We start from the raw sequence: 26,270 nt of genomic DNA on the forward strand, positions 1-26,270 counted from the left end.
ACGCATGCTACAGGTTTGCTACTCACCAGATTATTATGCTCAGACCCATACCAACAGTATGGAAAAACTGAGCGCTGTGGCCGATGCTTTAGATCCCCTAGGTATCGTAGAGTTCCATCGCCCTGAAAAGCTCTCCATAGATATTTTAAAACAACTGCATGATCCAAAATATGTCGATGCTTTTGATACAGGCTTCCCTGAAAAGCTAGCCACTTTCCAAGGTTTTAAGCCTTGGAATACTCAACTGCGTGATGCGGTTTACCAGATTAATGCAGGGCAAATTCTCGCAGCAGAATTGGCATTCAAACATCAAATTTCGGCCAATATCGCACAAGGCTTTCATCATGCGGTTTACGAACATGGTGGGTCTTTTTGTACCTTTAACGGGCTAGCTTTAATCGCACAACAGTTTCCAGATAAACGTATTTTCGTGCTGGACTGTGATCAACATGGCGGTAATGGTACGGCAGAATTTACCAGCCGTTTTGACAACTTTTTTAATTATAGTATTTATGGGCTGGCCTTTGGCTGTCCGACCTACGAACGTTCAGAAACCTATCATGTGCATAAACATCAAGGGAACTTCAGCCAATACATTTTAGCGATCCATCAAGCTTTTCAACGTGCCCTAGACTGGAACGCTGATTTAATTATCTTTCAGGCGGGAATGGACTGCCATCAAGATGATCCTTGCGGCTCATCATGGTTCAGTACAGAACTGATTGAAAAACGCGATGAAATTGTATTTCGCTTGGCCAAAAAGCACCAACTGCCTTTGATGTTTGTTTTAGCTGGCGGCTATCAAGCACTACCAGAACTGGTCAAGCTTCATGTGGGGACGTTTCAAACTGCTTATAAAACTTACTATACCGAATAAAAAATGCCAGCATATTGACATACACTGGCACAGATAACTCGGCTATTTAATTAAGAAAAATCAAGCTCTTTCTCAAAGCCTTTTAACTCATAACGCGCCATCGCTAAGTTAGACTTGGTACGGTCAAGTACCAAATATAAAAACAATGTTTCATTGCTATCAAGCGGACGAATCAAATGATATTGTTTACCCAAAGTAATCAAAATATCTTCAATGTTATCGTTTAATTGTAATGCTTTCGCAACTTTACGCTTAGAACGTACAACTTCAGTATTACCTGCTGCTGCTAATTCTAAGTCTACACCACTCCCCTGAGTCGCGAGTGCTAAGCCACTGTCACTGTCGACCAGTGCAGCAGCAACAAAACCATCAATCCCTGTTAACGCATCTAAACTAACACGTGCCATCTTATTCTTACCTCTAGTTATAGGGTTACCCCAAAAAATTTAAAGACCCAGTTTCTTACGTAACTTCCCAATAAAACCGCGTAATTTATTTACTTGCCCTGTTTCTGCTTGTTGTGTATCTATCTGATACTTCACTTGATTTTGATCAACAAACTGACCTAATTGCAGTAGAACAGCACATGCTACAAAATTCAATACCCTTTCATTACTTAAATTTAAGGACTGTTTTACTTGATCAATTTGTGCGCCTTGTGAAAAACAGGTTGCCATCTTTAAAAAGTCACGACGTTGTAAATTTTTTTCAAACTGAGGCCATATTTCAAGTCTAAAGTTCTGATTCAAGCTGACTTGCGGTAACTGAATCGCAGACGAAGCATTCACCACTTTCCACAGCCAAATTCTTAGATCATAAACGTCTTTATCTTTAATCGTATCTTGGACCAACTGTGCAGTTGCATACGTTTGGTTCAAGGTCTCATTAAACTGAATCTCTTTATTCGGCTCGACCCAAACACGTTCGGTCCGCGTATCGACCAAAGCGAGAAAACCATGGGCATCGAACAACTGAATATAACCATTACGTGGTGTAAAAATTTCGCTAAAAACCTGTGCCGTGGTCATTACTGGGTTCAGCACTGTAGGCATAACAGATTGAACAGGCATAATGACTTCAAGCGTTGATTTCACATGCGCGGTAAGTTCATGTTGTGATAGTAATTTTCTAGATAACCAATCGTGCAAATGCTCTATGTTTGAAAATGGATAGAACAATTGATCTCCAACAATGTGCCCTGCATTTTCAACCTTTTTGACCAGACGCAAATACACAATGTTTTGAATGGTCAGCAACTTTTGAATGCCTGGTGAATTAAAAAACACATCATTGACCAGCAATAAATCGATTTTTTGCTCAGCAAGATTGACCCATTTCACATTCAAATTTTCAGGTAAAGACAGTAAAATTTGTTCTTTTATTTGCTCTAACGAGTTTAAACTTAAACCAAATACTGCAATATTTAATACGTTTTTCATGCCTAAACCCACGACAACCTCACCCTTTAAATCACGGCATCACGCCGATTGATATAATTAAAAATCAAAAAATATAGAATTTCTTATGATGCAAGGCTGAGCGGCGCGCTGCTTAATCGTGCACTTAACTCTTTGTAGTAATACAGCATTTGCCCCATCAAAATATCTGTGTGGGTGACCGCCACCATGACCATCGGATGCTGTGGGTGGTGGACAGCAGTTAAAAACACTTTGCCATTGTCCGCATCAAGAGTAATGGTTTGGCAGCCCAACAATTGAATTTCTGTAATAAATGCATTCACCATAGCCAAGATGGAGCTGCTGACTGCTGCGATTTTTCCTGTATTGTCGATATTTTTCTTTGAAGCCAAAGCAAGCTCAAAACCATCCGATGAGCACAACATCACAAAGTCGATGCCTGTAACGGTATTTAAAAAACGTTGTAACTCGATATGGGCAGACTCAATCAGTGCTTGCGGAATTTCACGTGAACTATTCATTTATCCTACCTATGCAACTGCAGATTCAGCTTGCATTTCTAGTGTTGTAATTAGTGTTTCAATCATCAGTAAAACATCATCTTGTTCACGCGCATCAACGGCAAACAGCGGAAATTGTTTTTGATGGATCTGCATCCAATCACGGTAAATTTTGAGCTTATGCTGATCTTCTTGATCTAAATGCGTAATGCCAACCACCACATTTGATCCATACTGCTCAAATGCTTTTAAATAAAACTCTAAATCCTTTAAACGATCTGCTTGGCTATGATCGATTAAGATCACGATTCCCATTGCACCCTTGCAGACAATAGACCACATAAAATCAAAACGATCTTGACCTGGGGTACCGTACAAGCCGATCTGCGTACCGTCATCAAGGCTAATTTCACCGTAATCAATACCTACAGTGGTCAAAAATTTATGGTGCGCTGCAGTATCAGTGTTTACTGCTTCTGTCGTCACGACAGGAATATCAGACAATGCTTGAATGGCAGCAGATTTTCCTGCCCCCATGGTTCCCCCGAAAACAATTTTGTACTGCTGTAGGGCTTTGTTGCACAAACATTCAAAAGCTAAACTTCTTCCAAGTTATCTAAATTTAAGTGGCAACTTGGGTGTGAGGTCGACCTAAATCTGTAAATTTATTTAATACGGCCACACGTGCATGAATCTCATTGACTTGGCTTTGAAAGTTTCTCGCACGGAGTTTATCGCCTAATAATTTGATGCAATGCATCTTGGTTTCGACCAAACTTCGGCGATGATAGCCTGCCCATTTTTTCCATAGTGTCCTGCCGAAACGTTTAACTGTTCGTAGTAATTCATTTCGCTCTAGCGAACTGGTCTTTGTATCTTTCCAAGGCTTCGCATTTTTTCTTGGCGGAATCACTGCATGTGCTTGCCGATCTGCAATGACCTGACGGCATTGCTTGGTGTCATAAGCCCCATCAGTATAGACAGAGTCAATCTGCTCATCTTGTGGAATCTGATCGAGTAAATCACCAAGCACTTGTGAATCACTCACGTTATTGGTTGTAAGCTGAACTGCTCGTATTTGAAGGGTTTCAGCATCTATCCCAATATGAAGTTTACGCCATTGGCGACGATATTCAGGTTGGTGTTTCTTACGCTTCCATTCACCTTCGCCTAGAAACTTTAAGCCAGTAGAATCGACGATGAGCTGGAGACCATTACTGCTTTTTTGATAGTTAATTGCAATATCAATATGCTTTTGTCTTCTGCAGATGGTGGAATAGTCTGGTGCTGTCCAATCTAATCTACAAAGATGAATGAGACTTTGCACAAAGCCAGTGACCATGCGTAAAGAAAGATGAAATAAGGATTTGATCATTAAACAGCATTGGATGGCTGTATCTGAATAAGTTTGATTTCGACCATGTTTACCTTTGGGTTGAGCGTACCATTGAGTCTTGGGATCAAACCAAATTGAGAGATATCCTCGATTTATTAATGCACTGTTATAAGAAGACCAATTGGTTGTACGATAGATTTTAGGTGTGGGCTTATTCATTTGAGAATTATATTGTGGAATAAGCCTTTAGAGATAGGTTTGTGCAACAAAGCCATTTAGATATCTCCCCCAAAATAGAGTCGGTCAAAGCGTGCCTTGAAAAGCCAGCTGGAACTGTCAAAACATCTTCTAATGCATGTCGTAAAAAAGATTTTGTTTCTTCAGGAGTCGGGGTATAAAGTTTATTGTCATTTTCTTGAATCAAAGGATGACTACATAAATGACGTTTCTTTTGTAAATGTAGAAGATTTTCATATGTATCTTGGTCAAAAAATTTCATTCGTTCATATACATCTTTAACAATAGACTGCTCCCAATCGCTTCCTTTTTCTCTTTTTTGTTGTTTAGTTTTTATTTCAGCTAAAATTTTATGGGCTGTGGAATCATTAAAATCGATTTCAACCTTTTGCAATTTTGAAACTATATCTGTTACAACTACAGACCACAGTAAGCCAACAGCAGCTCTATAGCACCCAGCTTCATAGCACTTGTATACTTCTAGAAAGTTTTCTTTAGAATTTTTATCTACAATTTTCTCAATTGCTAACTCGATTGAAAATGGTGTCATCAGTTAGTTATTCCGTTTTAAATGATTTAATTTTTTTGATTTTAACAATTTATATAAGTTAAGTATTTATTAGATCTCTTGCGAAAGTAAAAACCACCTCAATATAAATTTCATGAGATATCAGAAATTAAATCGTTTTTCAGATTCTGAATTCAAACGCTTGGTTGGCGTACCTCGACAAGTTTTTACTGAAATGGTAGAGGTTTTAGAAAAAGCAGAATCACTCAAAAAGAAATCAGGTCGTCCTCATACTTTAGATATAGAGGATCAGTTGTTATTAACTCTCAATTACTTACGGAACTACAGCACTCAACTGGAATTAGCGGCAAATTACCATATCGCTGAAAGTAATGTGAATCGAACCATTAAAAAGGTTGAAGATGCATTGATGAAATCAAGACGTTTTACTCTGCCAAAACGAAGCATTACCACAGCAGACGAACACTTTAACTGGGTCATTATTGATGCGACAGAATGTTCAATAGAACGTCCGAAAAAAAAATCAGAGTAAGTTCTACAGTGGTAAAAAGAAGAAACATACGCTAAAAGCACAAGTGATCTATCATCCGAACAGCAAACAAATCATAGGGCTAGATATATCGAATGGCAGTCAGCATGATATTAAATTGGCAAGAAAAACGGTTAAGAAATTCAAACATTGTGAATATGTTATGACCGATTTAGGGTACTACGGATTAGAGCAAGATGGCTTTAAATTATTGATGCCAATAAAGAAAAAGAAGAATTTACCCTTATTTGATGTTGAGAAAAGGTACAATAAAATGATTGGAAAAATACGAGTTGTGATCGAACACATTAATAGTCAATTGAAAACATTTAGAATATTAAGTGAACGCTATCGAAATAGACGGAAAAGATTCGGTTTACGCATTAACTTAATTGCTGCACTCGTAAACCGGATAAACTTGCAATAATGACTTTCGCAAGAGATCTATTTTTTGCTTATTATCTGCTTACGTTACACAAATTAGAAACAACAAAGCCCTGACATTATCAGGGCTTTGTTGTTTCTAATTTGGCGGAAGCGGTGAGATTCGAACTCACGGAGGGGTATAAGCCCTCGTCGGTTTTCAAGACCGGTGCATTAAACCGCTCTGCCACGCTTCCATGTGCGCCATCATACGGAGCTTTTGTTTTCATGACAAGTAAAACTTACCGTCAAAGCAACCAACTGCATATTGTTTCATCAAAAGCTTATAATTTCGAGGCGATTTCGGCACCTTCACGAATCGCACGCTTCGCATCTAGCTCAGCTGCCAATTTAGCACCACCAATAATGTGATAATTCGCTAACATATTTTGCTCAACACTTGGCATCAGATCCTTCACAGACTCCTGTCCTGCACACACAACGATAGTATCAACACGGAGCAATTGATCTTGTCCTGCCATATCGACCCAAAGCCCTTCATCAGTCACAGCTTTGTACTGAACCCCACGTAACATACGTACTGCATGCTTTTTCAACTGTGCGCGGTGTACCCAGCCCGAAGTTTTGCCCAAACCTGCTCCAAGTGCAGAGGTTTTACGCTGTAATAAATAAATCTCACGAACAGGCGGATGAACTTCTGCGGCCTGCGTGCCTCCTTCAGAAACATAATTCGGGTTTGGATCTACGCCCCATTCACGTTGCCAATCTGCAAGCGGTTGTGGCTGAGGTTGATGCTCTGGTTTCAATAAATACTCAGACACATCAAAACCAATCCCTCCAGCACCAATCACTGCAACCTTTCGACCGACAGGTGCGCCGCGTAACACTTCTGCATAAGACAAGACTTGCGGTGAATCACTCCCTTCGATACGTAATGCACGTGGCACAACGCCTGTTGCAATAATAATTTCTTCAAAGCCTTCACGCTCAAGCTGCTCACGATTCACCTTGGTGTTTAAACGTAAGTCGACGCCAGTTTTTTCAAGCTGTACTTTGAAATAACGAATGGTTTCATGAAACTCTTCTTTACCGGGTACAACTTTTGCCAAGTTGAACTGTCCACCCACCTCATGACTTGCTTCAAACAGAGTCACTTGGTGTCCACGACTGGCTGCAACCGTCGCGGCTGACATACCTGCGACGCCACCACCAACAACCGCAACTCGTTTCGGTTGTTTCACTTTCAAATAAACCAACTCAGTTTCAAACGCCGCACGCGGGTTAACTAAACAGGTTGCACGCTGATTTTTAAAAGTATGATCTAGGCATGCTTGGTTACAGGCGATACACGTATTGATTTCATCGACACGATTGGTCGCTGTTTTATTCACCCAAAAAGCATCGGCCAATAACGGACGTGCCATTTGCACCATATCGGCTTTGCCCGATGCCAAAATCTCTTCTGCCGTGTCTGGCATATTGATGCGGTTTGAAGCAATCACTGGCACAGCCACTTGCTTTTTCACTTCCGCAGTATAGTCAACAAAAGCAGCACGTGGCACAGAAGTCACAATAGTTGGAATACGTGCTTCATGCCAGCCAATTCCTGTATTCAACAAAGTAATACCTGCTTTTTCTAGTGCTTGCGCAATGGTAATTACTTCTTGCATGGTATTGCCATCATGCACCAAATCGAGTAATGACAAACGGAAGCAAATAATAAATTTCTCACCAACTTGTGCACGTATCCCTTTGACGATTTCGACCGCAAAACGCATACGGTTTTCAATCGGCCCACCCCAACGGTCTTCACGTTGGTTCACATGACGGCTTAAGAATTGATTCAGTAAATAACCTTCTGAACCCATAATTTCTACACCGTCATAGCCTGCTTTTTTTGCAAGACTGGCACAGTTAACATAGTCATCAATGGTATTCAAAATTTGTTTTTCAGACATTTGACGCGGTTTAAAAGGCGAAATCGGCGACTTGATTGGACTGGAAGACACAACAAAAGGTTGGTAGCCATAACGTCCAGCATGCAAAATTTGCATTAAAATTTTTGCGCCATGCTTATGTACCGCATGTGTCACTAAACGATGCGGAGCAATATCCCCCAGCGTATTCATCGTCCCGCCCGCAGGAAGAAGCCAACCTTGACGGTTTGGAGAAATCCCGCCTGTAATGATCAGGCCGACACCGCCTTTAGCACGCTCACCGAAGTATGCTGCCAATTTTGGATAATTATAAAAACGATCTTCCAAGCCCGTATGCATGGAGCCCATCACCACACGGTTTTTAATGGTGGTAAAACCCAAATGTAAGGGTTTTAAAATATGTGCATAGCTATTGGTTGTCATCATGAATCCTTATCTTTGGCTTTGCAACTTGTTGCATACTACTTTAGCTGTTTTTTAAAATATTGGGATGACAATTTATAAAAAATTCTTGGCATCTACGGTCAATTCAACTGAGCTCTCAAAAACATACGACAATAAAAAACCAGTGACGTTGCCCTCACTGGTTTAGTTTTTTAGACCAAAGCCCTTTACTGCCAATGCTTCAGCTTACTGGTTTGACCAATACCCACATTAAAACTATTGGTTGGATCAAGCTTTTCATAATGCGTTCGTAGTGCAGGTTTTGCTACATATAAATGTCCGACATTATGCTCAGCTGGGTATTCCGCCCCACGAGCATCCAGTAAATGCCACATTTGGTGCTCCATCGCCAAAGGATCTACGCCTTTTTTCACAATATAGTCCTGATGGAACACATGACATAAAAAGTGACCATAATAGAGTTTATGAACAATCAGATCATCCATCTCTTTGGGTAAGGTTTCCACCCACTCGCGATCATTACGACGCAATGCGATATCCAGAGCCACAATATCTTCAACTTCTGAACGGTGCGTATCCCGATAGCGAATTGCTGCACCTGCAACGGCAAAGCGATGTAAAAATGCTTTACGTCCTTCTTCCTCTGTACAGTGGAAAAAATCACCTGAGGTTTTATCTTGAAAATAACATTTTAAAAAGCTTTCAACTTGCTCGACATCTTGATTTTCAATCCGAATAACCAAATGATGTTCATACAGATCACGAAAAACATTCATCCGTTTCGGTAAATGATTGGGCAAAAATTTGGTGATCAATTGCAGGACTTTATCTGACAGACCTTTCACACCAAATTTTTCTAAGTACGCATCGACCTTATCTTTCATTGCAAATGCGGCAGGTACTTTGGCTGTACCGAGTTTTTCAATGAACATGAAGGTGTCTTTACCGTACTCCGCCCCAATATCATAAGCCACACGGTGGATGTATTCCCCTGCAATCGGCAATCGCGGCAAATCTTTTAGTAAAAAACGGCGGATTTCAGTCAAATCATCATGTGAGTTTGTACCGACATAGAATACTTGACTTGGAATTTTTTCAAAGGTATCCAAACGTACGGCAAAAACACACACTTTACCTGCCGAACCCGATGCTTCATATAAACGAGACGGATCGGCATTAAAACGTGCCGGCGTATTTTCATCAACTTGTTTAACATCATGTCCATAACGATGGTCCGATGCGCAGCAACCTGAGTTATTGATAATATCGCCGATTTGATAATTTTTAGTTTCAAGCTTGCTTAGAATTTCTTCAGGTGTTTCTCCGAGATTTACCCCTAAATGATTCACCAACTCTAACTGACCTTCATCATTAACACGGGCATACAATGCCAGCTCAGTATAAGCAGGACCACGACGCACCAAAGCACCGCCTGAGTTATTACAGACGCCACCTAAAACTGAAGCTCCAATACACGATGAACCAATCACCGAATGCGGCTCCCGATTAAATGACACCAATTCTTTTTCAAGTCGATCTAGTGTTGCACCAGGTAGACAAATCACTTGCTGACCGTCATTAATAACCTGAATGCCAACCAAACGACGCGTGCTGATCAGAACTACAGGACGGTCATAGTCATCGCCAAAAGGCGTTGAACCACCGGTCAAACCTGTATTGGCTGCTTGCATAATCACAATACAATCTGCATCAACAGCGGCTTGCAGTACTTGCCACTGTTCCAGTAATGAACCTGGCGCAACAACAGCTAGTACTTTCCCTGCACCGTAACGACGACCTTGGCGGTATAAACGTGTGTCTTTATCGTCAGTTAAAACATGTTGTTTACCAACAATGGTGATGAGTTTTTGAATAGTTTGCGGTGCGTCTAAATTGGATTGCATTTTATATCCTGCCCATTAATTTTTTGAGCTTTTCAATAAAGCTAGATTATGAAATAACTCATTCATTTTTTAAGCGTATTAATCACGGTATTCGATGTCGTGTGGCGGCATGGATGTCGTGTGGCGGCATGGATGTCGCCGTTGGGCGGGGGTACAGGACGTACCCCTCGCCCAACAAAAGATTTTTGTTACTTTTCATCTTTGAAAAGTAAGGTATCGCCTACGCAATTGAACTTAAATTTTTAATTCAAAATGAGGCAAAGGATGCTTCTTTATATTCATTCGCTTTTAGTAGAGAGTTTTACTCAGCCAACTCTCGTTCTAACTTCACTAAACAGTCAGACGTAATATCAGCAATGGTTTTTGCACCTGTTAAGGTCATAGCAACACGCATTTCTTTATCAATCAATTCTAAAAGATTTGAAACACCTTCACCGCCTGCTGCACCTAAAGCATAAACAAAGGCACGACCAAGCATACACGTGTCTGCACCCAACGCCAGCATACGCACAACATCTAGACCATTACGAATACCCGAATCCGCGAGGATTTTAATATCACCTTTGACTGCATCTGCAATTGGTGGAAGTGCGCGTGCAGAAGATAAAACGCCATCGAGCTGACGACCACCATGGTTTGAAACCACAATCCCATCTGCACCGAAACGCACTGCATCTTTGGCATCTTCAGGATCCAAAATTCCTTTAATGACCATTGGGCCATCCCAAAACTCACGAATCCACTCAAGGTCTTTCCACGAAATAGACGGATCGAAGTTAGAACCTAACCAACCAATATAATCTTCTAGACCTGTAGGCTTACCTAAGTATTTGGAAATATTACCCAAGTCATGCGGACGTCCCATCATGCCAACATTCCACGCCCAGTGTGGGTGGAAACACGACTGCATATAACGACGCATTGCTGCATTCGGGCCACTCATACCCGAGTGGGCATCACGATAACGCGCTCCCGGAACAGGCATATCCACAGTAAACACCAAGGTTGAACATCCTGCCGCTTTAGCACGTTCCAAGGCATTTTTCATGAAACCACGGTCACGTAGTACATAGAGCTGGAACCACATTGGACGCTGAATCGCAGGTGCCACTTCTTCAATTGGACATACTGAAACAGTAGACAGTGTAAATGGAATACCCTTTTTATCTGCAGCGACCGCAGCTTGAACTTCGCCGCGGCGTGCATACATGCCTGTTAAACCCACAGGAGATAATGCAACAGGCATCGACAAAGTTTCATCAAACAGTTTGGTTTCTAAACTTAAAGCAGACATGTCGTTCAATACACGCTGGCGCAAAGCAATTTTTGACAAATCTTCTACATTACGCTTCAGGGTATATTCTGCATACGCACCACCATCGATGTAATGGAATAAAAATGGCGGTAAACGACGTCGTGCCGCTTCACGGTAGTCATTGGCAGAAGAAATAATCATGCTTATATCCTGTTTAATCGACTGGCGCGCTGACGACGAGCTTCTTCCTCATCAATCATTCGCACCTGTTGTACTACAAACTCAATGTGTCCACAGACTGCTTTACGTGCAGCTTCTGGATCACGACGTTCAATTGCATTCATGACTTGAAAGTGCTGATCATGCAATTGATCAAACCGGTGTGCTTCGCTATAGACTTTTCGACGTCCCAAAGCGACGTTGAACTGCAACAAATCGAACAGACCACGCATCATCTGAATCAAGACCAAATTATGAGAGGCTTCAGCAATCGCTAAATGAAATTTCGCATCTGCACGAGCCGCTTCGTCATCATTTCCCAAAGCCTGAAAATGGTTAATCTGGTCATAATGATGTCTGATGTTCACCAGATCTTCTTGGGTTGCGCGTTGTGCTGCATACCAAGTTGTTCCACCTTCTAAAATAATGCGCGCCTCTTGCACATCAAATCGATAGGCAGGATCCTCACTCATCAAATTACTAATCGGTTGTACGATTTGATAACTGGACCAAGTTGCTGGTAATTGTTTTAAAAAAGTCCCCGCCCCCACTTTGCTGACCAACATACCCATGCTGGTCAACTGCGAAATGGCCTCTCTTAAAGAAGAGCGAGAGACTTGAAGCTGTTCACACAGTTTTCTTTCAGCAGGCAGACGGTCTCCAACTTGCATATTGCTTTGTTCAATCAATACACGCAGGCTTTGTACAGCTTTATCGGAGACTTTCATCTGCTTTCCTTAACGTTGATACACAATTTGTGTTATGGAATCATCCATGGGAACACATAGGCTTGTAGAGTAATCATAATACCCATCATAATTGTGAACGTTATACTGTGTTTTAAGGTAAAACGGAATAAATCAGACTCTTTACCAACCAGTCCTACCGCCGCACACGCAATCGCAATCGATTGAGGTGAAATCATCTTACCGGTCACACCACCACTGGTATTTGCTGCCACCAGTAAAACTTCTGGCACACCAATTTGCTGAGCCGTAGTGGCTTGAAGTGCTGAAAACAGTGCATTGGCAGAAGTATCTGAACCCGTGAGGAATACACCCAACCAACCCAAGAAAGGCGAGAAGAACGTAAATGCTGAACCTGTATGTGCAAGGGCCAAAGCCAAGGTCGAAGACATACCCGAATAGTTTGCGATAAAAGCAAAAGACAACACCATACCAATTGAATAAATGGGAACTTTCAACTCATTCAGAGTTTCACCAAAAGTTACCACAGCATCTTTCGGTTTCATCTTCAAATAGGCAATGGTGATCAATGCTGCAATAAAGATCGCAGTTCCTGTCGCCGAGATCCAATCAAACTTGTAAATCGCGTCATAATCTTTAATTTCAGCAACCACTGGTGGCATTTTTTGAATCATTTGATGCAAAAATGGCACTTTGATTGAAATCACGAGATCATGCAATGCACCGTCTTTGGCAAATAAATCCTTAAACGGTTTCACACTCCAGATCGTCACCATCACAGTTAAAATCGCGAATGGAGACCATGCTTTTGCAATTTGTCCTACAGTGTATTTTTGCTGTTTTTGTGCAGCCACATCTTCACTCATCGTTGCATCTTGATCTGCAAAACGGAAAATGTGCTTTGGCTGCCAGTATTTAAACAAAATCGTTAAAGAAACCAAGGATGCAATTGCAGCCGTAATATCGGGTAATTCTGGACCGACAAAGTTAGAAGTTAGGTATTGTGCAATTGCAAAGCTACTTGCACCCACCACAACTGCAGGCCATGTTTCTTTAACACCGCGCCAGCCGTCCATAATTGCCATAATCCAGAACAACACGATTGGCACCATAAATGGTAGCTGACGGCCCACCATTTGGCTGATTTCCATCGTATCAACACCAGAGACTTGTCCAGCAACAATAATTGGAATACCCATTGCACCAAAAGCCACAGGTGCTGTGTTTACGATTAGACAGAGACCTGCTGCATATAACGGTTTAAAGCCTAAACCGACTAATAATGCTGCGGTAATCGCCACAGGAGCACCAAAGCCTGCAGCACCCTCTAAGAAAGTACCGAAAGCAAAACCCACCAACAGCATTTGTAAGCGCTGATCTTCAGTAATTGAGAGAATAGAAGAACGAATGATGTCAAACTGGCCTGTCTTCACTGAAATTTTATACAGGAATACCGCACCAATAATAATCCATGCAATCGGCCATAAACCGTAGAGGAAACCATAAGCCATCGATGCGAATGCCATCAGCACCGGCATCTTATAGGCAAATAAAGAGACAAGAAGTGCAAGTACAACAGTGATCGTACCTGCCACACTGCCTTTTAAACGAAATACCGCGAGCGCCAAAAAGAAGAATATAATCGGAATCAGTGCAATTAGACTTGAAATCCAAATATTCCCCATCGGGTCATACATTTGCTGCCATTGAAGCATTGTCATCTCCTTGAAATGCTTACTAAGATTTAATTTTGAGCATATTATTGGCACTTTTGCCAATATTGGACAGACCAATATAAGCAACCGTAAAGAGAAACAAACCAATAATGACTTATGCTTGGCTTATTTTGATTTAAAATGAAGTAAAACTTCAATTAAAAGTTAATATTGGTATGACCAATATTGACTACCTTCATAAACTAGATCATATTTCAATCAAATTAATATCATTGTTTTTACTGATATTTTTATGAAAATAATGCCAATTTTAGACTTTAGTCTAATAATATAAAAAATAATCACCGAACTTAAATCCAGCTTAATACTCAAAAAATGGAAAAATCACACAATATTGATCATACCAATTTAAAACCAAACCAACTTCCCCACTTTTCTGATTAATTTACAGCCTAAACATCTTCTAAAAAGACAAAAAGTGAGCACACAATATAGAAACCGATTTTCTCCAGAAATTTTTCAACAGTATCGATATGCACATGAGCTTTAATATTTTTAAAGCCCTATGATTTTTTAGAAAAACCATTTGGAAAAGTGCTACAATCGCGGACATATTTATTCTTTCAGGCCACCCATTCTCGGTGCCTATATTTATATCGTTAGGATTAACAATGACTGATAATGCAACTATCTTGCAGAATGTCCCAGTTGGCAAAAAAGTTGGTATTGCCTTCTCTGGTGGTCTAGATACTTCAGCTGCACTTTTGTGGATGAAACAAAAAGGCGCAGAACCTTATGCTTATACAGCAAACTTAGGTCAGCCTGATGAAGACGACTACGATGCGATTCCAAAAAAAGCGGAAGCGTATGGCGCAGTAAAAGCTCGCTTAGTTGACTGCCGTTTACAGCTTGCACTTGAAGGTATTGCTGCAATTCAATGTGGTGCGTTCCACATTTCAACTGGTGGTGTACCGTATTTCAACACGACGCCATTGGGTCGTGCAGTAACAGGGACTATGCTTGTTACCGCAATGAAAGAAGATGATGTAAACATCTGGGGCGATGGTTCAACATATAAAGGAAACGATATTGAACGTTTCTACCGTTATGGTTTGTTGACCAACCCTGCACTTAAAATCTATAAACCTTGGTTAGACCAAACGTTTATTGATGAATTAGGTGGCCGTGCTGAAATGTCGCAATTCTTGATCGACAACGGCTTTGACTACAAAATGTCAAAAGAAAAAGCGTATTCAACTGACTCAAACATGTTGGGTGCGACCCACGAAGCAAAAGATCTTGAATACCTCAATGCAGGGATCAAAATTGTTGACCCAATCATGGGTGTTGCATTCTGGAAAGACGACGTAGAAGTTAAAGCTGAAGAAGTATCGATTACTTTTGAAGAAGGCTTCCCTGTTGCAATCAATGGTCAACGTATCGAAGACCCTGTTGAGTTCATCCTTGAAGCCAACCGTATTGGTGGTCGTCATGGTCTAGGTATGTCTGACCAAATCGAAAACCGTATTATTGAAGCAAAATCTCGCGGTATTTATGAAGCACCAGGTATGGCACTTCTACATATTGCTTATGAGCGCTTGGTTACAGGTATTCATAACGAAGACACGATTGAACAATACCGTATTAACGGTCTACGTTTAGGTCGTTTACTTTACCAAGGTCGTTGGTTCGACTCTCAAGCATTAATGCTTCGTGAAACTGCACAGCGTTGGGTTGCGAAAGCCATCACAGGTACTGTGACTTTAGAGCTTCGTCGTGGTAATGACTACACCATCATGAACACAGAGTCTGAAAACCTCACTTATGAAGCTGAGCGTTTGACGATGGAGAAAGGCGATTCAATGTTTACGCCAATGGACCGTATTGGTCAGTTAACTATGCGTAACTTGGACATTACCGATACTCGTGCGAAACTTGGTATTTATACCAATACTGGTTTACTTGCAGTCGGTACTGGTTCTGCTGTTCCACAGTTAAAAGACAAAAACAAATAAGTTTGTTGAATGTCAAAAAACCGCTCATAAGAGCGGTTTTTTTATTCAGTGATTTATTCCGTACAAGTAGAAGTGGTTAAAGGCTGATAATAAATCTGATTACGTCCTAATTGCTTGGCACGGTATAAAGCCTGATCTGCGATCCCTAGCAACTCGACTTTGCTCAAATCGACCTCGCCTTTAAAGACTGTAATCCCTAAACTAATGGTGACAAATGGCGATACTTCAGACATTTCATGCGGAATTTCCAACCGCTCAATCGCTCGGTAAATATTCGAAGCAACCGCATAAGCGCCATGTGCATCGGTTTCTGGCAATAAAACTACGAATTCTTCGCCACCATAACGCGCCACAAAATCCATATGCCGAATCGCATTTTTAATAGACTTTGCAATCGATGAAATCACATCATCGCCCTTTTGGTGACCATAACAGTCGTTATATTTTTTGAAAAAATCAACATCAATAAACAAAATCGACAAGGGTGTTTCATCCTGACGTGATTGCTCATAATAAGTATCCATCATTTCGTCAAAATTACGCCGATTTGATATCTTCGTCAGCTCATCATTCTGACTCAAATGCAGCAATTCTGAAGTATGTATTCGATGTATTTTTTCACTAATTTTAGCGCGGCGAATATTTAAAAAAATGATGCGCTCGCGAGCATAAATCATACGACTAATGATATACCCCAGCAAACAGCTACCAAGCATCACACGCCCCATCACGATCGCATCAAACTTGACCAAAGTCGAGATCAGGACTAAAAATGAAACCCCAGCAGCCACTACGCCAGTGATAAAAATATATCCTGGTTTTACTCCAGTCAGCAAATACCCCAAGACATAAATCATGCAGATGATCATCATCGCTTGATGACGCAAAGCTTCAGTATGCACCGACATGGTCAACCAAGTCGTAGAGACCACAGCCCAAAACACAGCAAACATGGCTGCATAAGCAAAAAAAGGCTTCAGCTTGGTAAAATGTGAAAAAACATAAAGGAACAAAAGACAGACAGCACCATTCAGCAATCCCAGTAAGCAATGAATAAAATCTTGTTTAAAATGAGACTGTTCAATAATCCAGTAATCCCCCGGAATCGTGAAAATGGCAAAAATAAAATAAGCCAAAACACCAGACCAAAGAAAGTCATTAATATTACGACGCGCGCGCTCTAAGTTTAATCGCCAAAACTCTTGTTCTAATTTCTGAGGAAAAACCTGACCAATACGACGGTTATGTCGTGTAATCAGCTCTTCCATTTTTTCTTTATCGTACTGAAGTTTGGCGAGGTTGTATTTATATTCCATACCAGACCAGATTTAATTCTTGTGGTTGCTTAAAAATAACACAAATTTACAAAGATGAATCATAATAATCAGACAAGATGCCTTTATTTGTCATTACCATTTTTGGCGTATATGCATTATCATCTGTTTTATTTCTTTGACAGAAATCGCCTTGAATACGATTACGATTCTCCAGCCAGATGACTGGCACGCTCACCTTCGTGATGGTCTTGCATTACAACGTACGGTTCCCGATTTAGCCCAACAGTTTTCACGCGCTATTTGTATGCCAAATACCGTACCTCCCGTTAAAACGGTTGAGGAAGCGAATGCGTACCGAGAACGCATCATGGCGCACGTACCAGAAGGCAATGCCTTCGACCCACGTATGGTGTTGTATTTTACTGACACAACTTCGCCTGAAGAAGTCAAGAAAATTAAAAACTCTGAGTTTGTAAATGCGATTAAACTCTACCCTGCTGGCGCGACCACCAATTCAGACAATGGCGTAAGTGACATTCGTAAAGTCTATGCTGTCATTGAGCAACTTGAAGAACATCAGGTTCCATTACTTCTGCATGGCGAAGTTACACACAATCATGTCGATATTTTCGATCGTGAAAAACGTTTCTTAGACGAAGTTCTTTCTCCGCTGCTAAAACAATTTCCAAAACTGAAGTTGGTTTTAGAACACATTACGACCAGTGAAGCGGCCAACTTTGTTTTAGAACAAGACCGCAATGTGGCTGCAACCATTACTCCGCAGCATTTACTGTTTAACCGTAATGATATGTTGGTTGGTGGCATTAAACCGCACTTCTATTGCTTACCCATTTTAAAACGCCAAACGCATCAGCAAACTTTGCTCGAAGTTGCGACCAGTGCCAACCCTAAGTTTTTCTTAGGCACAGACAGTGCACCACACTCTAAAAATGCTAAAGAAAATGCATGTGGATGTGCAGGCTGCTACAGCGCACCAACGGCAATTGAACTTTATGCTCAAGCATTCGATCAAGTGGGTAAACTTGAACGCCTTGAAGGTTTTGCCAGCCACTTTGGTGCAGACTTCTACGGTCTACCGCGCAATACTTCAACAATTACACTGGTAAAAGAAGACCAAGTCATCCCTGAGAGTTTAGACTATTTGGATGGTGAACAAATTATTCCGCTGTATGCGGGTAAAACCATTCAATGGAGAAAAGTGTGACAAATGAAACATTGCCAATAATTGGTCAGCGTTTCCGTGGTTTTCTACCTGTTGTTGTCGATGTTGAAACAGCAGGTTTTAATGCACAGACCGATGCCTTATTGGAAATTGCCGCAATTCCGATTATTTATAATGAAGAAGGTCAATTTGTACCGGGTCCTGCACATCATGCGCATATCAACCCATTCGAAGGTGCAAATCTAGACCGTCGCTCATTAGACTTTATTGGTATTGATCCCTTTAACCCCATGCGCATGGCTATGGCTGAAGACGAAAAAACAGCATTAAAACGTATTTTTAAAGCCGTCAATGAAGTCCGTCGCCAACAGAACTGTACACATGCGGTCTTGGTCGGTCATAACGCCCACTTTGATTTAGGCTTTGTACAGGCAGCGATTGCACGTACAGGGACTAAAAATCAAAACCCATTTCACAGTTTCTCTGTATTTGACACCGTCACCTTAAGTGCTGTGATGTTTGGTCAAACCGTTCTTGCGAAGTCATGTATTCAAGCAGGGATTGAGTTCGATGGTAGAGAGGCCCACTCGGCTTTATACGACACTCAAAAGACCGCCGAACTGTTCTGTTATATTTTGAACAAACTCGCGCCGCACCTACTTGACACTCTGGTGGCGGATCAATAGGATACCGCCATCCTCGCAACGTCCCTATCGTCTAGAGGCCTAGGACATCGCCCTTTCACGGCGGTAACCGGGGTTCGAATCCCCGTAGGGACGCCATCTTATTCTATTTCTAGAAAACACCACTTTTCATTTAATCAGTTCTAATTGAACACCGATATTTCATTTCAATTTTAACCATGCGCTAGTTATACGATGCTTCGTGTTTTTCAAGGTTGATTGTTATGTTTAAGAAATTTTTAATCTTTTTATTGATTCTATCACCTTCTATTTTTTATCTATGGTTTGTCCAACAAGGAACCAACAACACCAAACAAGACCCTGTTGCAGAAGAAATACACCCAAGTGCTGAGAACAGCCCTTCTTATCCAACACCTGACCACTAAAAGTCGACTTTAAACATTTGTTTTTTAAATTAATACTGAGATTTCATTAGAAAATTTCAATTCACGTGATTTTTCATCTTATTAAAAACTAGAATATAACTTTAAGCCCATTGTTTGATTTTCTATGCAATCTGCAACGCCGCCTTCGCGGTCTTCAACTGATTCACCGTAAAATACCTCATTAAAACGTGCCATGAGCACACGCCACCTGATCATGTTATCGCTTGGTGGTGCCATTGGTACAGGCCTGTTCATGGGCTCAGGCGAAGTGATCTCTCAGGCAGGCCCTCTTGGTGCTGTGCTGGCTTATATTATTGGCGGGTTGATCGCATATATGGTCATGCTTTGCCTTGGAGAGCTTGCAGTACATTTGCCTGTTTCTGGTTCATTTGGTGCCTTTGCAACACTTTATATTGGCCCTGGCACAGGTTATATGGTGTCGTGGATGTACTGGCTCGGCTGGTCGGCAACACTCGGTACCGAATTTACCGCAGCAGCCATTTTGGTACAGGAATGGTTCCCACAAACGTCGATCTGGTTATGGACACTGATCTTTGCCAGTGGCGTCCTGATTTCAAACCTCAGTTCAACACGAGCCTTTGCAGAGTCTGAGTTTTGGCTCTCCATGATTAAAGTCGCAACTGTACTTATTCTCATTCTATTAGGCTTTGCCTGTATTTTCGGTATCATCCCTTTTCAGGGGTATGAATCTGCACCCTTATTTAACAACTTAACCGCACAGGGCTGGCTACCAAATGGCCTTATTCCTTTGTTTACCACCTTATTAATTGTGAATTTCGCTTTTAATGGCACAGAAATGATTGGCATTGCCGCAGGTGAAACTGAAAACCCAGAAAAAAATGTACCCAAAGCCATTCATGCCGCGGTTTGGCGCCTCATTATTTTCTTTGTTGGTACTATCATTGTCATCAGTTCGCTACTTAACTACACCAACACAGGTTTGCAAGTAGGTGGACATGGCGGCTTAAGCAGCAGTCCATTTGTGACTGTATTCACCCAAATGGGCATTCCCTATGCCGAAGACTTTATCCGTTTTGTGATTATCACGGCATTATTATCAACCGCGAACTCAGGCTTATATGCTGCATCACGCATGATGTGGGCCCTGTCCTCACAAAACCAACTCCCCAAGCTTTTTGCTAAAGTAAGTAAATCTGGCGTGCCTTATATTGCCATTTGGGTCACCATGATTGGTGGCTTGCCGGGCTTACTCTCAGAGCAGTTTGGTGCAGATGTCATTTTTAAGAACTTGATGGGTGTCGCAGCATTTACCATGGTGATTGTCTGGATGAGTATTTGCTGGAGTCAGTTTAACTTTCGTCGCCAATGGTTAAAGCAAGGTCGGGCTTTATCGGAGCTGAAATTCCGTACCCCTTGGTATCCGTTGGTTCCGATCCTAGGCTTTATCTGCTGTACAGCAACAGGCTTAAGTATGGCGGCTGACCCTGAAATGCTTTCAGGTTTTATTGGCTGCTTACTCTTTATGGCGGCTTGCTATGCTAGTTACTATTGGCTCTATCATAATAAAAACTAAGTACCTTCAGCAAAGTGAGCTCAAGCTTATTTTTTGGGCTCACTTTTGCAGCAATAAAAAATTCATTCAATTTAATTACTTGTTTTGCCTAATGTTTGAACTTTCAACCATCACAGAGCAAAAACCCTTTTGACAAATAGGCCTTTAATCCTTAATATACGCATCACCTCGCAACGTCCCTATCGTCTAGAGGCCTAGGACATCGCCCTTTCACGGCGGTAACCGGGGTTCGAATCCCCGTAGGGACGCCATATCTTGATCTTATCCGATCAACACTTATTCATAATTATTATTATTTCATTGCAGATTTGCAGTTTTTCACTACAATAGCCCGCTTCATTCCTGAACTTATTAACGCTTATGCACTCATCTCCGAATGATGCTTCGCATCAGGGCAATTCTGCGCCTTTAAAACGCGCTATGAGTACTCGACATCTGGTTATGATTTCGCTTGGTGGCGCAATCGGGACTGGCCTATTTTTAGGATCGGGTGAAGTCATTGCACAAACGGGGCCTGTAGGTGCCATTATTTCTTATTTCCTCGGCGGGATCATTGCATATATGGTCATGCTGTGTTTAGGGGAACTTGCTGTTCATATGCCTGAGTCTGGCTCATTTGGCGCCTATGCCAAACGCTACATCGGACCAGGTACAGGTTATACCATCACATGGCTGTACTGGCTAACGTGGTCGGTCACGCTAGGAACCGAGTTTACAGCTGCTGCACTGCTCATGCAGGAGTGGTTTCCAGATAGTTCAATGTGGATGTGGACCTTAATATTTGGTGCTTTTGTATTTAGTTTAAATATGATCTCGACCAAATGGTTCGCAGAATCTGAGTTTTGGTTGGCTTTAGTCAAAGTTATCACCGTTGTTATTTTTATTTTATTGGGTCTACTCGCTATTTTTGGCGTGATTGGCTACAGAGGCTATGAAGCTGCGCCTTTATTTAGCAACTTAACGGCTCAGGGTTGGTTCCCAGAAGGCTTGTTCCCTATCTTTACCACCATGTTGATCGTGAACTTTGCATTTTCTGGTACAGAGCTGATTGGTGTTGCTGCGGGTGAAACCAAAGATCCTGCTAAGAATGTACCCAAAGCCATCAATACTGCGATTTTCCGCTTATTGATTTTCTTTGTGGGTACCATCTTGGTCGTGACTTCACTCCTTCCGCATCAAGAAGCAGGTTTAGCAGCTGAAGGCGTGAGTAGCAGTCCATTTGTAACCGTATTCCAACACATTGGCATTCCTTATGCTGAAGATATCATTCGTTTTGTGATTATCACTGCGTTGCTATCTGCTGCGAACTCAGGACTATTTGCCGCTTCGCGTATGATGTGGTCGTTATCTTACCAAAAGCAGTTACCAGCAGTCTTCTCAAAAATCAATGCACGTGGTGTCCCTTATGTGGCAGTCATCGTGACCATGATTGGGGGTATGCCAGGTTTACTGTCTGAACAGTTTGCACCTGAAGCCATTTTTACCAATTTACTGGGTATTGCAGCGTTTACCATGGTCGTCGTTTGGATGAGTATTTGCTTAAGCCAATTTAACTTCCGTCGCCAATGGTATAAACAAGGACGTAAAAAAGAAGAATTAGGTTTTGCAGCACCCCTGTTTCCTATTGTGCCAATCCTTGGCTTTATCTTCTGCTTTATCACCTGCGTCAGCATGGTGTTTGATCCAAGTATGCGTATTAGTTTCTTTGGTTGTTTATTGTTTATTGCAGTATGTTATGCCAGTTATTACACCTTTTATCACAAGAAAACTTAATCCGTATTGTTAAAAAGAGCGACTTCGGTCGCTCTTTTTTTATACTGTTTTGATCAAGTACATCATCGGTGCATGCACGATGAATATTGTATGGATTCATGGGATGAATCAGCAGCACAAGACTGCACGTACCCTGCTTAAACATTGGCTTGTGATCTTACAACAGGTACTGAGCGAACTTGGCCGCGCAGATGACCTTCCCTATCTTCAGCGGCACAGTCGGCTGGCCTTTTATGGAGATCTTCTAACACGTCAGCATTTAGAAAACACCCTCAATGCCAGCACCCTCATGCCACAACATTGGTCTCCTTTTTCTTTTTTACATCCTATTCACCTGACGCACACCGCTGCACCCAATATCGAACATCAAGCTGAAATTTCTAAAAACCCTCAGCTCACAATTTCAGATGAACTCTCATTCAATAATAAAATTAAATACATTAGCCTCCTCGGCAAAGATCTGGCCTTACGTGAGTTAGCTAGTTTAATCAACCACTTCCCAGAGCTGCATAGTAGCTTTATTCATCGTTTTTTGATGGAAGCGTATCTATATTTATCCAATCCACACTTCATCCACACCGTGCATACGCGTCTGCATGAGCACTTACACGGTACGAAACCCAATATTGTGATTGCCCACTCTCTAGGCAGCGTGATTGCCTATATTTATTTAATTCAACACCCCGAACTTAAGATTCAAGCACTAATTACCCTCGGTTCACCACTTGCCTTTCGCGTTATTCAGTGTCATTTGCAGCAACCTATTCAACGGCCTGCAGCTTTATATGGCGATTGGATCAATTTTTATTCAGATGCTGATTTTCTGAGTGCTTTTCCACTGAACCAAAAACCGTTTGCTTTTACACCCGCCATTATCAACAAGCAAATCACCACCGATCTTGCTCATCCTCATCTAATCGAAGGCTATTTACACCATCCCGAGTTCATCAACAACTTGCTAAGTTTGCTTAAAAAATCGGCTTAAATCATATGATTTTTAATCATTTTATCTAGATTGTTTTAAATTTATGCACTCAACACTTAAAACTGGAATTATTTAGAGAAAAGCGTTTGACACCCCTCTGTTTTCGACCTAATATACGCCCACCTCTGAAACGTCCCTATCGTCTAGAGGCCTAGGACATCGCCCTTTCACGGCGGTAACCGGGGTTCGAATCCCCGTAGGGACGCCAATTTCAGAAGTAAAGTTTTATTAAGTCCCTATCGTCTAGAGGCCTAGGACATCGCCCTTTCACGGCGGTAACCGGGGTTCGAATCCCCGTAGGGACGCCATTACTTAAGATCAAAAGTAATCGGTTTTAAAACATCACTTCTGTACTGTCCCTATCGTCTAGAGGCCTAGGACATCGCCCTTTCACGGCGGTAACCGGGGTTCGAATCCCCGTAGGGACGCCATATTTGAGATTGATTTTTTTCTATAGTCATCTCATAAAAAAGCCCAAGCATGATGACTTGGGCTTTTTTATTCCCTGTTCATTTACGATCGACTTCAACCAAAGCGGTCGAGGCAAAAATAGTCTGTGGTGCAATCACAGTTTCATTCAAGGGAATGTTTTGCCCATATCGCTGTTGCATGAGTTGCTTGACTTCAGACGAACTTAAATCAAATTGCTTCAGTTTGGATAACGGAGCCAACTCAATACCTAAAGCATCATGATAGGCCTTCCAGACTATTTCTGAGCAATATAAAGCACGATTGTCCCACTCAAAATAAAGATCATAAGGCTGGCCTAAGTATTGTTCTGCGTTCTTGCTTAGTTGCTGCTTTTGCTGAACAGTCAAATTCGTTTTAAAACGCTTCACCACATAATGCCGCTCTACCCCGCGATCAATCCACTGCTGAAGTGCTGTATATTTCACAGGCTGAACTGCCTCTAAAACCCATGCTTTTCCATCTTTATTAACAATTAAACCCATATGGCTATAACGAGACTTGGTCGCTTTTTGTATCCCTAAACTTTGCTGAGACTTCGAAACATGAAAAATAATATCGCCCGTTTGATAGGACATATTCGCCCATAGCAGTTGAGGACTTACCAACAGTAAAACAGCACTTAAAATCACAACATTTCTATTTTTCATCCTAGATTTCCTTTATTCTTCTTTTTATAGACACGATCAATCACTTAAAACTAAAAATCTTTATGATCTTACATCATCTTCAAAACTCACGTTCACAGCGTATTCTTTGGCTACTCGAGGAACTTGAGCTTTCTTATGAACTCAAACTGTATGATGCAACACAAGCTAGACAAACAAATCTGAAATTTCCAACGCTCGACATTCCACATAATACTCAGACGATACGACTTACGGAAAGCAGCGCAATCGTAGAATATTTATGCCAACGACACCAGAAGTTGATTATTCCCCATGACCATACACAGTATTGGAACTTCTGTTTTTATAGTCGTTATAGCGATGTCAGTCTCATGCCCAATTTGGCATTGAAACAAGTTTTCCAACACATTAAGCAACAAACACCTTTGGTTGTACGTTTTGTGAGTTTGGCCTTTCAAAGCGCATTCAATTATGCTTAGCTTATTTAAACCCTGAGCTACATCGACAACTTAAAGAAATTGATACCCACTTAAGCGCGTATGCATACTTTGCAGGCGATGTGTTTAGTTATGCGGATATACTAATGTGGTTTCCACTCTATGCAGCCAGTTATGCCACACCGCAGTTTGCTCAGTATCAGGCCATTCAACACTATTTCACCCAAATACAAAGCAGACCTGCCTTCGATGCTGCTATGGCACATGGGCAATGGTCTGCTTCTGATTTTGAACACTATTGGTCTATCACGCAGTAATGCTATGCTTAAGCTGACTTTCTAGAGTTGACTTGCCCTTTAATCACCGCCTTTACATTGCCTTTTAAATAATTAAAAAACACTTTGAGCGGTGACAGTTTCGGATTTGGTTGTTTACCTTCTGCGATATCCTTAAATTGCGCGGCATACCAGATCACTTCCATAAGCGCCATTTTATCGATCATTGAAATGCCTGTTTTGATCTTATCGACTGCATAACGTACATCTTGCCCTGCAATTAAACGATTGGTCACGTCGGGTTCAACCGCAAATGGACGCGCCATCCCAATAAAGTCACACGCGCCACTTTCTAAGGCTGCGCTCATACCCGCAGCAGTACGAAAACCACCTGTCACCATCAACTTACACTGGACTTGTTCACGAATTTTTTCAGCAAACTCTAAAAAATAAGCCTCACGTGCAATGGTCGACGCTTTACGTTTTTCTTGCTTCACCCCAGCCATGGCAGGTGCTTCGTAGCTACCACCTGAAATTTCAATCAAATCAATCCCAGCCGCATCAATCGCTTTAAATGTCGCAATGACATCTTCTTCCGAGATTCCACCACGCTGAAAATCTGCCGAGTTGAGTTTGACCGAAATAATAAACTGCTCTGAAGTCGCTGCACGTACTGCTTTATAAATTTCCA

The 26,270-nt window shown here is 41.6% G+C and carries 25 protein-coding genes and 6 tRNA genes; 16 read left to right on the top strand and 15 right to left on the bottom strand.

The features are described 5' to 3' along the window. Positions 1-4: 4 nt before the first annotated feature. The gene (locus ACY3FQ_RS10635; RefSeq protein ID WP_201950817.1) at positions 5-877 is read left to right on the top strand and encodes an arginase family protein; all 873 of its coding nucleotides are present in this window, start codon (positions 5-7) and stop codon (positions 875-877) included. Positions 878-927: 50 nt separating this feature from the next. Here the strand turns inward: ACY3FQ_RS10635 and ACY3FQ_RS10640 are convergent, their stop codons facing one another. From ACY3FQ_RS10640 to ACY3FQ_RS10665, 6 genes are all read right to left on the bottom strand, one after another. Next, positions 928-1,284 carry a roadblock/LC7 domain-containing protein gene (locus tag ACY3FQ_RS10640; protein WP_087526884.1) on the bottom strand — a complete coding sequence of 119 codons (357 nt, stop codon included), beginning with the start codon at positions 1,282-1,284 and terminating at the stop codon, positions 928-930. 39 nt (positions 1,285-1,323) lie between these two features. Then, entirely contained in the window at positions 1,324-2,316 is a 993-nt protein-coding gene (locus ACY3FQ_RS10645; RefSeq protein ID WP_227556997.1) for a hypothetical protein, read from the bottom strand. An 83-nt stretch (positions 2,317-2,399) separates the two neighbouring features. Further along, positions 2,400-2,816, bottom strand: a complete 417-nt coding sequence (locus ACY3FQ_RS10650; protein ID WP_004693977.1) for a roadblock/LC7 domain-containing protein — start codon at positions 2,814-2,816, stop codon at positions 2,400-2,402. Between the two features lie 9 nt (positions 2,817-2,825). Next, entirely contained in the window at positions 2,826-3,380 is a 555-nt protein-coding gene (locus ACY3FQ_RS10655; protein ID WP_201950813.1) for a GTP-binding protein, read from the bottom strand. A 37-nt stretch (positions 3,381-3,417) separates the two neighbouring features. Next, positions 3,418-4,350 carry an IS5 family transposase gene (locus ACY3FQ_RS10660; protein WP_201950812.1) on the bottom strand — a complete coding sequence of 311 codons (933 nt, stop codon included), beginning with the start codon at positions 4,348-4,350 and terminating at the stop codon, positions 3,418-3,420. Positions 4,351-4,357: 7 nt separating this feature from the next. After that, the gene (locus tag ACY3FQ_RS10665; protein ID WP_201950811.1) at positions 4,358-4,918 is read right to left on the bottom strand and encodes a hypothetical protein; all 561 of its coding nucleotides are present in this window, start codon (positions 4,916-4,918) and stop codon (positions 4,358-4,360) included. A gap of 112 nt (positions 4,919-5,030) precedes the next feature. Here ACY3FQ_RS10665 and ACY3FQ_RS10670 point away from each other — a divergent pair. Beyond that, positions 5,031-5,853, top strand: a protein-coding gene (locus ACY3FQ_RS10670) for an IS5 family transposase (protein WP_087554504.1) whose coding sequence is annotated in 2 segments (ribosomal slippage) — positions 5,031-5,411 and positions 5,413-5,853 — 822 coding nt in all. Because the reading frame shifts where the segments join, the coding sequence is not laid out codon by codon here. A gap of 102 nt (positions 5,854-5,955) precedes the next feature. Here the strand turns inward: ACY3FQ_RS10670 and ACY3FQ_RS10675 are convergent. The 6 genes from ACY3FQ_RS10675 to lldP all read right to left on the bottom strand — a co-directional run bounded on the left by ACY3FQ_RS10675 (position 5,956) and on the right by lldP (position 13,958). After that, positions 5,956-6,046 (bottom strand) — tRNA-Ser (locus ACY3FQ_RS10675). Positions 6,047-6,133: 87 nt separating this feature from the next. Continuing rightward, positions 6,134-8,170: an NADPH-dependent 2,4-dienoyl-CoA reductase gene (locus tag ACY3FQ_RS10680; RefSeq protein ID WP_125273175.1), complete on the bottom strand. Its 2,037-nt coding sequence runs from the start codon at positions 8,168-8,170 to the stop codon at positions 6,134-6,136. A 188-nt stretch (positions 8,171-8,358) separates the two neighbouring features. After that, complete coding sequence (gene dld, locus ACY3FQ_RS10685) at positions 8,359-10,056, bottom strand: D-lactate dehydrogenase (protein WP_201950809.1); 1,698 nt, start codon at positions 10,054-10,056, stop codon at positions 8,359-8,361. 301 nt (positions 10,057-10,357) lie between these two features. Beyond that, positions 10,358-11,512 (bottom strand): FMN-dependent L-lactate dehydrogenase LldD, encoded by a 1,155-nt coding sequence (lldD, locus tag ACY3FQ_RS10690; RefSeq protein ID WP_195728858.1) that lies wholly within the window; start codon positions 11,510-11,512, stop codon positions 10,358-10,360. Positions 11,513-11,514: 2 nt separating this feature from the next. Next, positions 11,515-12,258, bottom strand: a complete 744-nt coding sequence (lldR, locus tag ACY3FQ_RS10695; protein ID WP_004694009.1) for a transcriptional regulator LldR — start codon at positions 12,256-12,258, stop codon at positions 11,515-11,517. 32 nt (positions 12,259-12,290) lie between these two features. Then, entirely contained in the window at positions 12,291-13,958 is a 1,668-nt protein-coding gene (gene lldP, locus ACY3FQ_RS10700) for an L-lactate permease (RefSeq protein WP_171054209.1), read from the bottom strand. 626 nt (positions 13,959-14,584) lie between these two features. Here lldP and argG point away from each other — a divergent pair. Then, positions 14,585-15,928 carry an argininosuccinate synthase gene (gene argG, locus ACY3FQ_RS10705; RefSeq protein ID WP_004694013.1) on the top strand — a complete coding sequence of 448 codons (1,344 nt, stop codon included), beginning with the start codon at positions 14,585-14,587 and terminating at the stop codon, positions 15,926-15,928. Between the two features lie 53 nt (positions 15,929-15,981). Here the strand turns inward: argG and ACY3FQ_RS10710 are convergent, their stop codons facing one another. Further along, positions 15,982-17,244 (bottom strand): GGDEF domain-containing protein, encoded by a 1,263-nt coding sequence (locus ACY3FQ_RS10710; RefSeq protein ID WP_195728857.1) that lies wholly within the window; start codon positions 17,242-17,244, stop codon positions 15,982-15,984. Positions 17,245-17,395: 151 nt separating this feature from the next. Here ACY3FQ_RS10710 and pyrC point away from each other — a divergent pair, with 151 nt between their 5' ends. From pyrC to ACY3FQ_RS10765, 11 genes are all read left to right on the top strand, one after another. Beyond that, a complete protein-coding gene (gene pyrC / locus ACY3FQ_RS10715; RefSeq protein WP_010326368.1) occupies positions 17,396-18,430 on the top strand; it encodes a dihydroorotase in 1,035 nt (344 codons plus the stop codon). Further along, positions 18,415-19,074, top strand: coding sequence for a ribonuclease T (gene rnt, locus ACY3FQ_RS10720; RefSeq protein WP_005399764.1), 660 nt, complete (start codon positions 18,415-18,417; stop codon positions 19,072-19,074). The genes pyrC and rnt overlap by 16 nt, the downstream gene beginning before the upstream one ends. Before the next feature lie 20 nt (positions 19,075-19,094). Beyond that, positions 19,095-19,170, top strand: a tRNA-Glu gene (locus ACY3FQ_RS10725). Positions 19,171-19,295: 125 nt separating this feature from the next. After that, complete coding sequence (locus ACY3FQ_RS10730; protein ID WP_171455598.1) at positions 19,296-19,457, top strand: hypothetical protein; 162 nt, start codon at positions 19,296-19,298, stop codon at positions 19,455-19,457. A 193-nt stretch (positions 19,458-19,650) separates the two neighbouring features. Beyond that, a complete protein-coding gene (locus ACY3FQ_RS10735; protein ID WP_227556995.1) occupies positions 19,651-21,012 on the top strand; it encodes an amino acid permease in 1,362 nt (453 codons plus the stop codon). 175 nt (positions 21,013-21,187) lie between these two features. Further along, a tRNA-Glu gene (locus tag ACY3FQ_RS10740) sits at positions 21,188-21,263 on the top strand. 109 nt (positions 21,264-21,372) lie between these two features. Continuing rightward, the gene (locus tag ACY3FQ_RS10745) at positions 21,373-22,785 is read left to right on the top strand and encodes an amino acid permease (protein WP_078388883.1); all 1,413 of its coding nucleotides are present in this window, start codon (positions 21,373-21,375) and stop codon (positions 22,783-22,785) included. 79 nt (positions 22,786-22,864) lie between these two features. Then, positions 22,865-23,770 (top strand): alpha/beta fold hydrolase domain-containing protein, encoded by a 906-nt coding sequence (locus ACY3FQ_RS10750; protein ID WP_125273035.1) that lies wholly within the window; start codon positions 22,865-22,867, stop codon positions 23,768-23,770. A gap of 132 nt (positions 23,771-23,902) precedes the next feature. Further along, positions 23,903-23,978, top strand: a tRNA-Glu gene (locus ACY3FQ_RS10755). A gap of 24 nt (positions 23,979-24,002) precedes the next feature. Continuing rightward, positions 24,003-24,078 (top strand) — tRNA-Glu (locus ACY3FQ_RS10760). 47 nt (positions 24,079-24,125) lie between these two features. Continuing rightward, a tRNA-Glu gene (locus tag ACY3FQ_RS10765) sits at positions 24,126-24,201 on the top strand. A 78-nt stretch (positions 24,202-24,279) separates the two neighbouring features. On the opposite strand, the gene ACY3FQ_RS10770 is transcribed toward ACY3FQ_RS10765, so the two are convergent. Next, a complete protein-coding gene (locus tag ACY3FQ_RS10770) occupies positions 24,280-24,888 on the bottom strand; it encodes a YiiX family permuted papain-like enzyme (RefSeq protein WP_125274810.1) in 609 nt (202 codons plus the stop codon). 62 nt (positions 24,889-24,950) lie between these two features. Between ACY3FQ_RS10770 and ACY3FQ_RS10775 the strand changes: the two genes are divergently transcribed. Together ACY3FQ_RS10775 and ACY3FQ_RS10780 are read left to right on the top strand one after the other, a co-directional pair. Further along, on the top strand, positions 24,951-25,346 hold the full coding sequence (locus tag ACY3FQ_RS10775) for a glutathione S-transferase N-terminal domain-containing protein (RefSeq protein ID WP_489774030.1): 396 nt from the start codon (positions 24,951-24,953) through the stop codon (positions 25,344-25,346). A 38-nt stretch (positions 25,347-25,384) separates the two neighbouring features. Continuing rightward, the gene (locus ACY3FQ_RS10780) at positions 25,385-25,621 is read left to right on the top strand and encodes a glutathione binding-like protein (protein ID WP_489774422.1); all 237 of its coding nucleotides are present in this window, start codon (positions 25,385-25,387) and stop codon (positions 25,619-25,621) included. Positions 25,622-25,629: 8 nt separating this feature from the next. Here ACY3FQ_RS10780 and ACY3FQ_RS10785 read toward each other — a convergent pair. Further along, on the bottom strand, positions 25,630-26,270 hold a 641-nt coding region (locus ACY3FQ_RS10785; protein ID WP_489774031.1), incomplete at its 5' end, for an oxidoreductase.

It is taken from the genome of Acinetobacter sp. AB03 (assembly GCF_058107045.1).

Bases quoted from the DNA above. Each gene is read 5' to 3' on its own strand.
- ACY3FQ_RS10635 (WP_201950817.1), top strand. From the start codon at position 5: ATGCTACAGGTTTGCTACTCACCAGATTATTATGCTCAGACCCATACC.
- ACY3FQ_RS10640 (WP_087526884.1), bottom strand. From the start codon at position 1,284: ATGGCACGTGTTAGTTTAGATGCGTTAACAGGGATTGATGGTTTTGTT.
- ACY3FQ_RS10645 (WP_227556997.1), bottom strand. From the start codon at position 2,316: ATGAAAAACGTATTAAATATTGCAGTATTTGGTTTAAGTTTAAACTCG.
- ACY3FQ_RS10650 (WP_004693977.1), bottom strand. From the start codon at position 2,816: ATGAATAGTTCACGTGAAATTCCGCAAGCACTGATTGAGTCTGCCCAT.
- ACY3FQ_RS10660 (WP_201950812.1), bottom strand. From the start codon at position 4,350: ATGAATAAGCCCACACCTAAAATCTATCGTACAACCAATTGGTCTTCT.
- ACY3FQ_RS10665 (WP_201950811.1), bottom strand. From the start codon at position 4,918: ATGACACCATTTTCAATCGAGTTAGCAATTGAGAAAATTGTAGATAAA.
- ACY3FQ_RS10680 (WP_125273175.1), bottom strand. From the start codon at position 8,170: ATGACAACCAATAGCTATGCACATATTTTAAAACCCTTACATTTGGGT.
- dld (WP_201950809.1), bottom strand. From the start codon at position 10,056: ATGCAATCCAATTTAGACGCACCGCAAACTATTCAAAAACTCATCACC.
- lldD (WP_195728858.1), bottom strand. From the start codon at position 11,512: ATGATTATTTCTTCTGCCAATGACTACCGTGAAGCGGCACGACGTCGT.
- lldR (WP_004694009.1), bottom strand. From the start codon at position 12,258: ATGAAAGTCTCCGATAAAGCTGTACAAAGCCTGCGTGTATTGATTGAA.
- lldP (WP_171054209.1), bottom strand. From the start codon at position 13,958: ATGACAATGCTTCAATGGCAGCAAATGTATGACCCGATGGGGAATATT.
- argG (WP_004694013.1), top strand. From the start codon at position 14,585: ATGACTGATAATGCAACTATCTTGCAGAATGTCCCAGTTGGCAAAAAA.
- ACY3FQ_RS10710 (WP_195728857.1), bottom strand. From the start codon at position 17,244: ATGGAATATAAATACAACCTCGCCAAACTTCAGTACGATAAAGAAAAA.
- rnt (WP_005399764.1), top strand. From the start codon at position 18,415: ATGGAGAAAAGTGTGACAAATGAAACATTGCCAATAATTGGTCAGCGT.
- ACY3FQ_RS10730 (WP_171455598.1), top strand. From the start codon at position 19,296: ATGTTTAAGAAATTTTTAATCTTTTTATTGATTCTATCACCTTCTATT.
- ACY3FQ_RS10735 (WP_227556995.1), top strand. From the start codon at position 19,651: ATGAGCACACGCCACCTGATCATGTTATCGCTTGGTGGTGCCATTGGT.
- ACY3FQ_RS10745 (WP_078388883.1), top strand. From the start codon at position 21,373: ATGCACTCATCTCCGAATGATGCTTCGCATCAGGGCAATTCTGCGCCT.
- ACY3FQ_RS10750 (WP_125273035.1), top strand. From the start codon at position 22,865: ATGAATATTGTATGGATTCATGGGATGAATCAGCAGCACAAGACTGCA.
- ACY3FQ_RS10770 (WP_125274810.1), bottom strand. From the start codon at position 24,888: ATGAAAAATAGAAATGTTGTGATTTTAAGTGCTGTTTTACTGTTGGTA.
- ACY3FQ_RS10775 (WP_489774030.1), top strand. From the start codon at position 24,951: ATGATCTTACATCATCTTCAAAACTCACGTTCACAGCGTATTCTTTGG.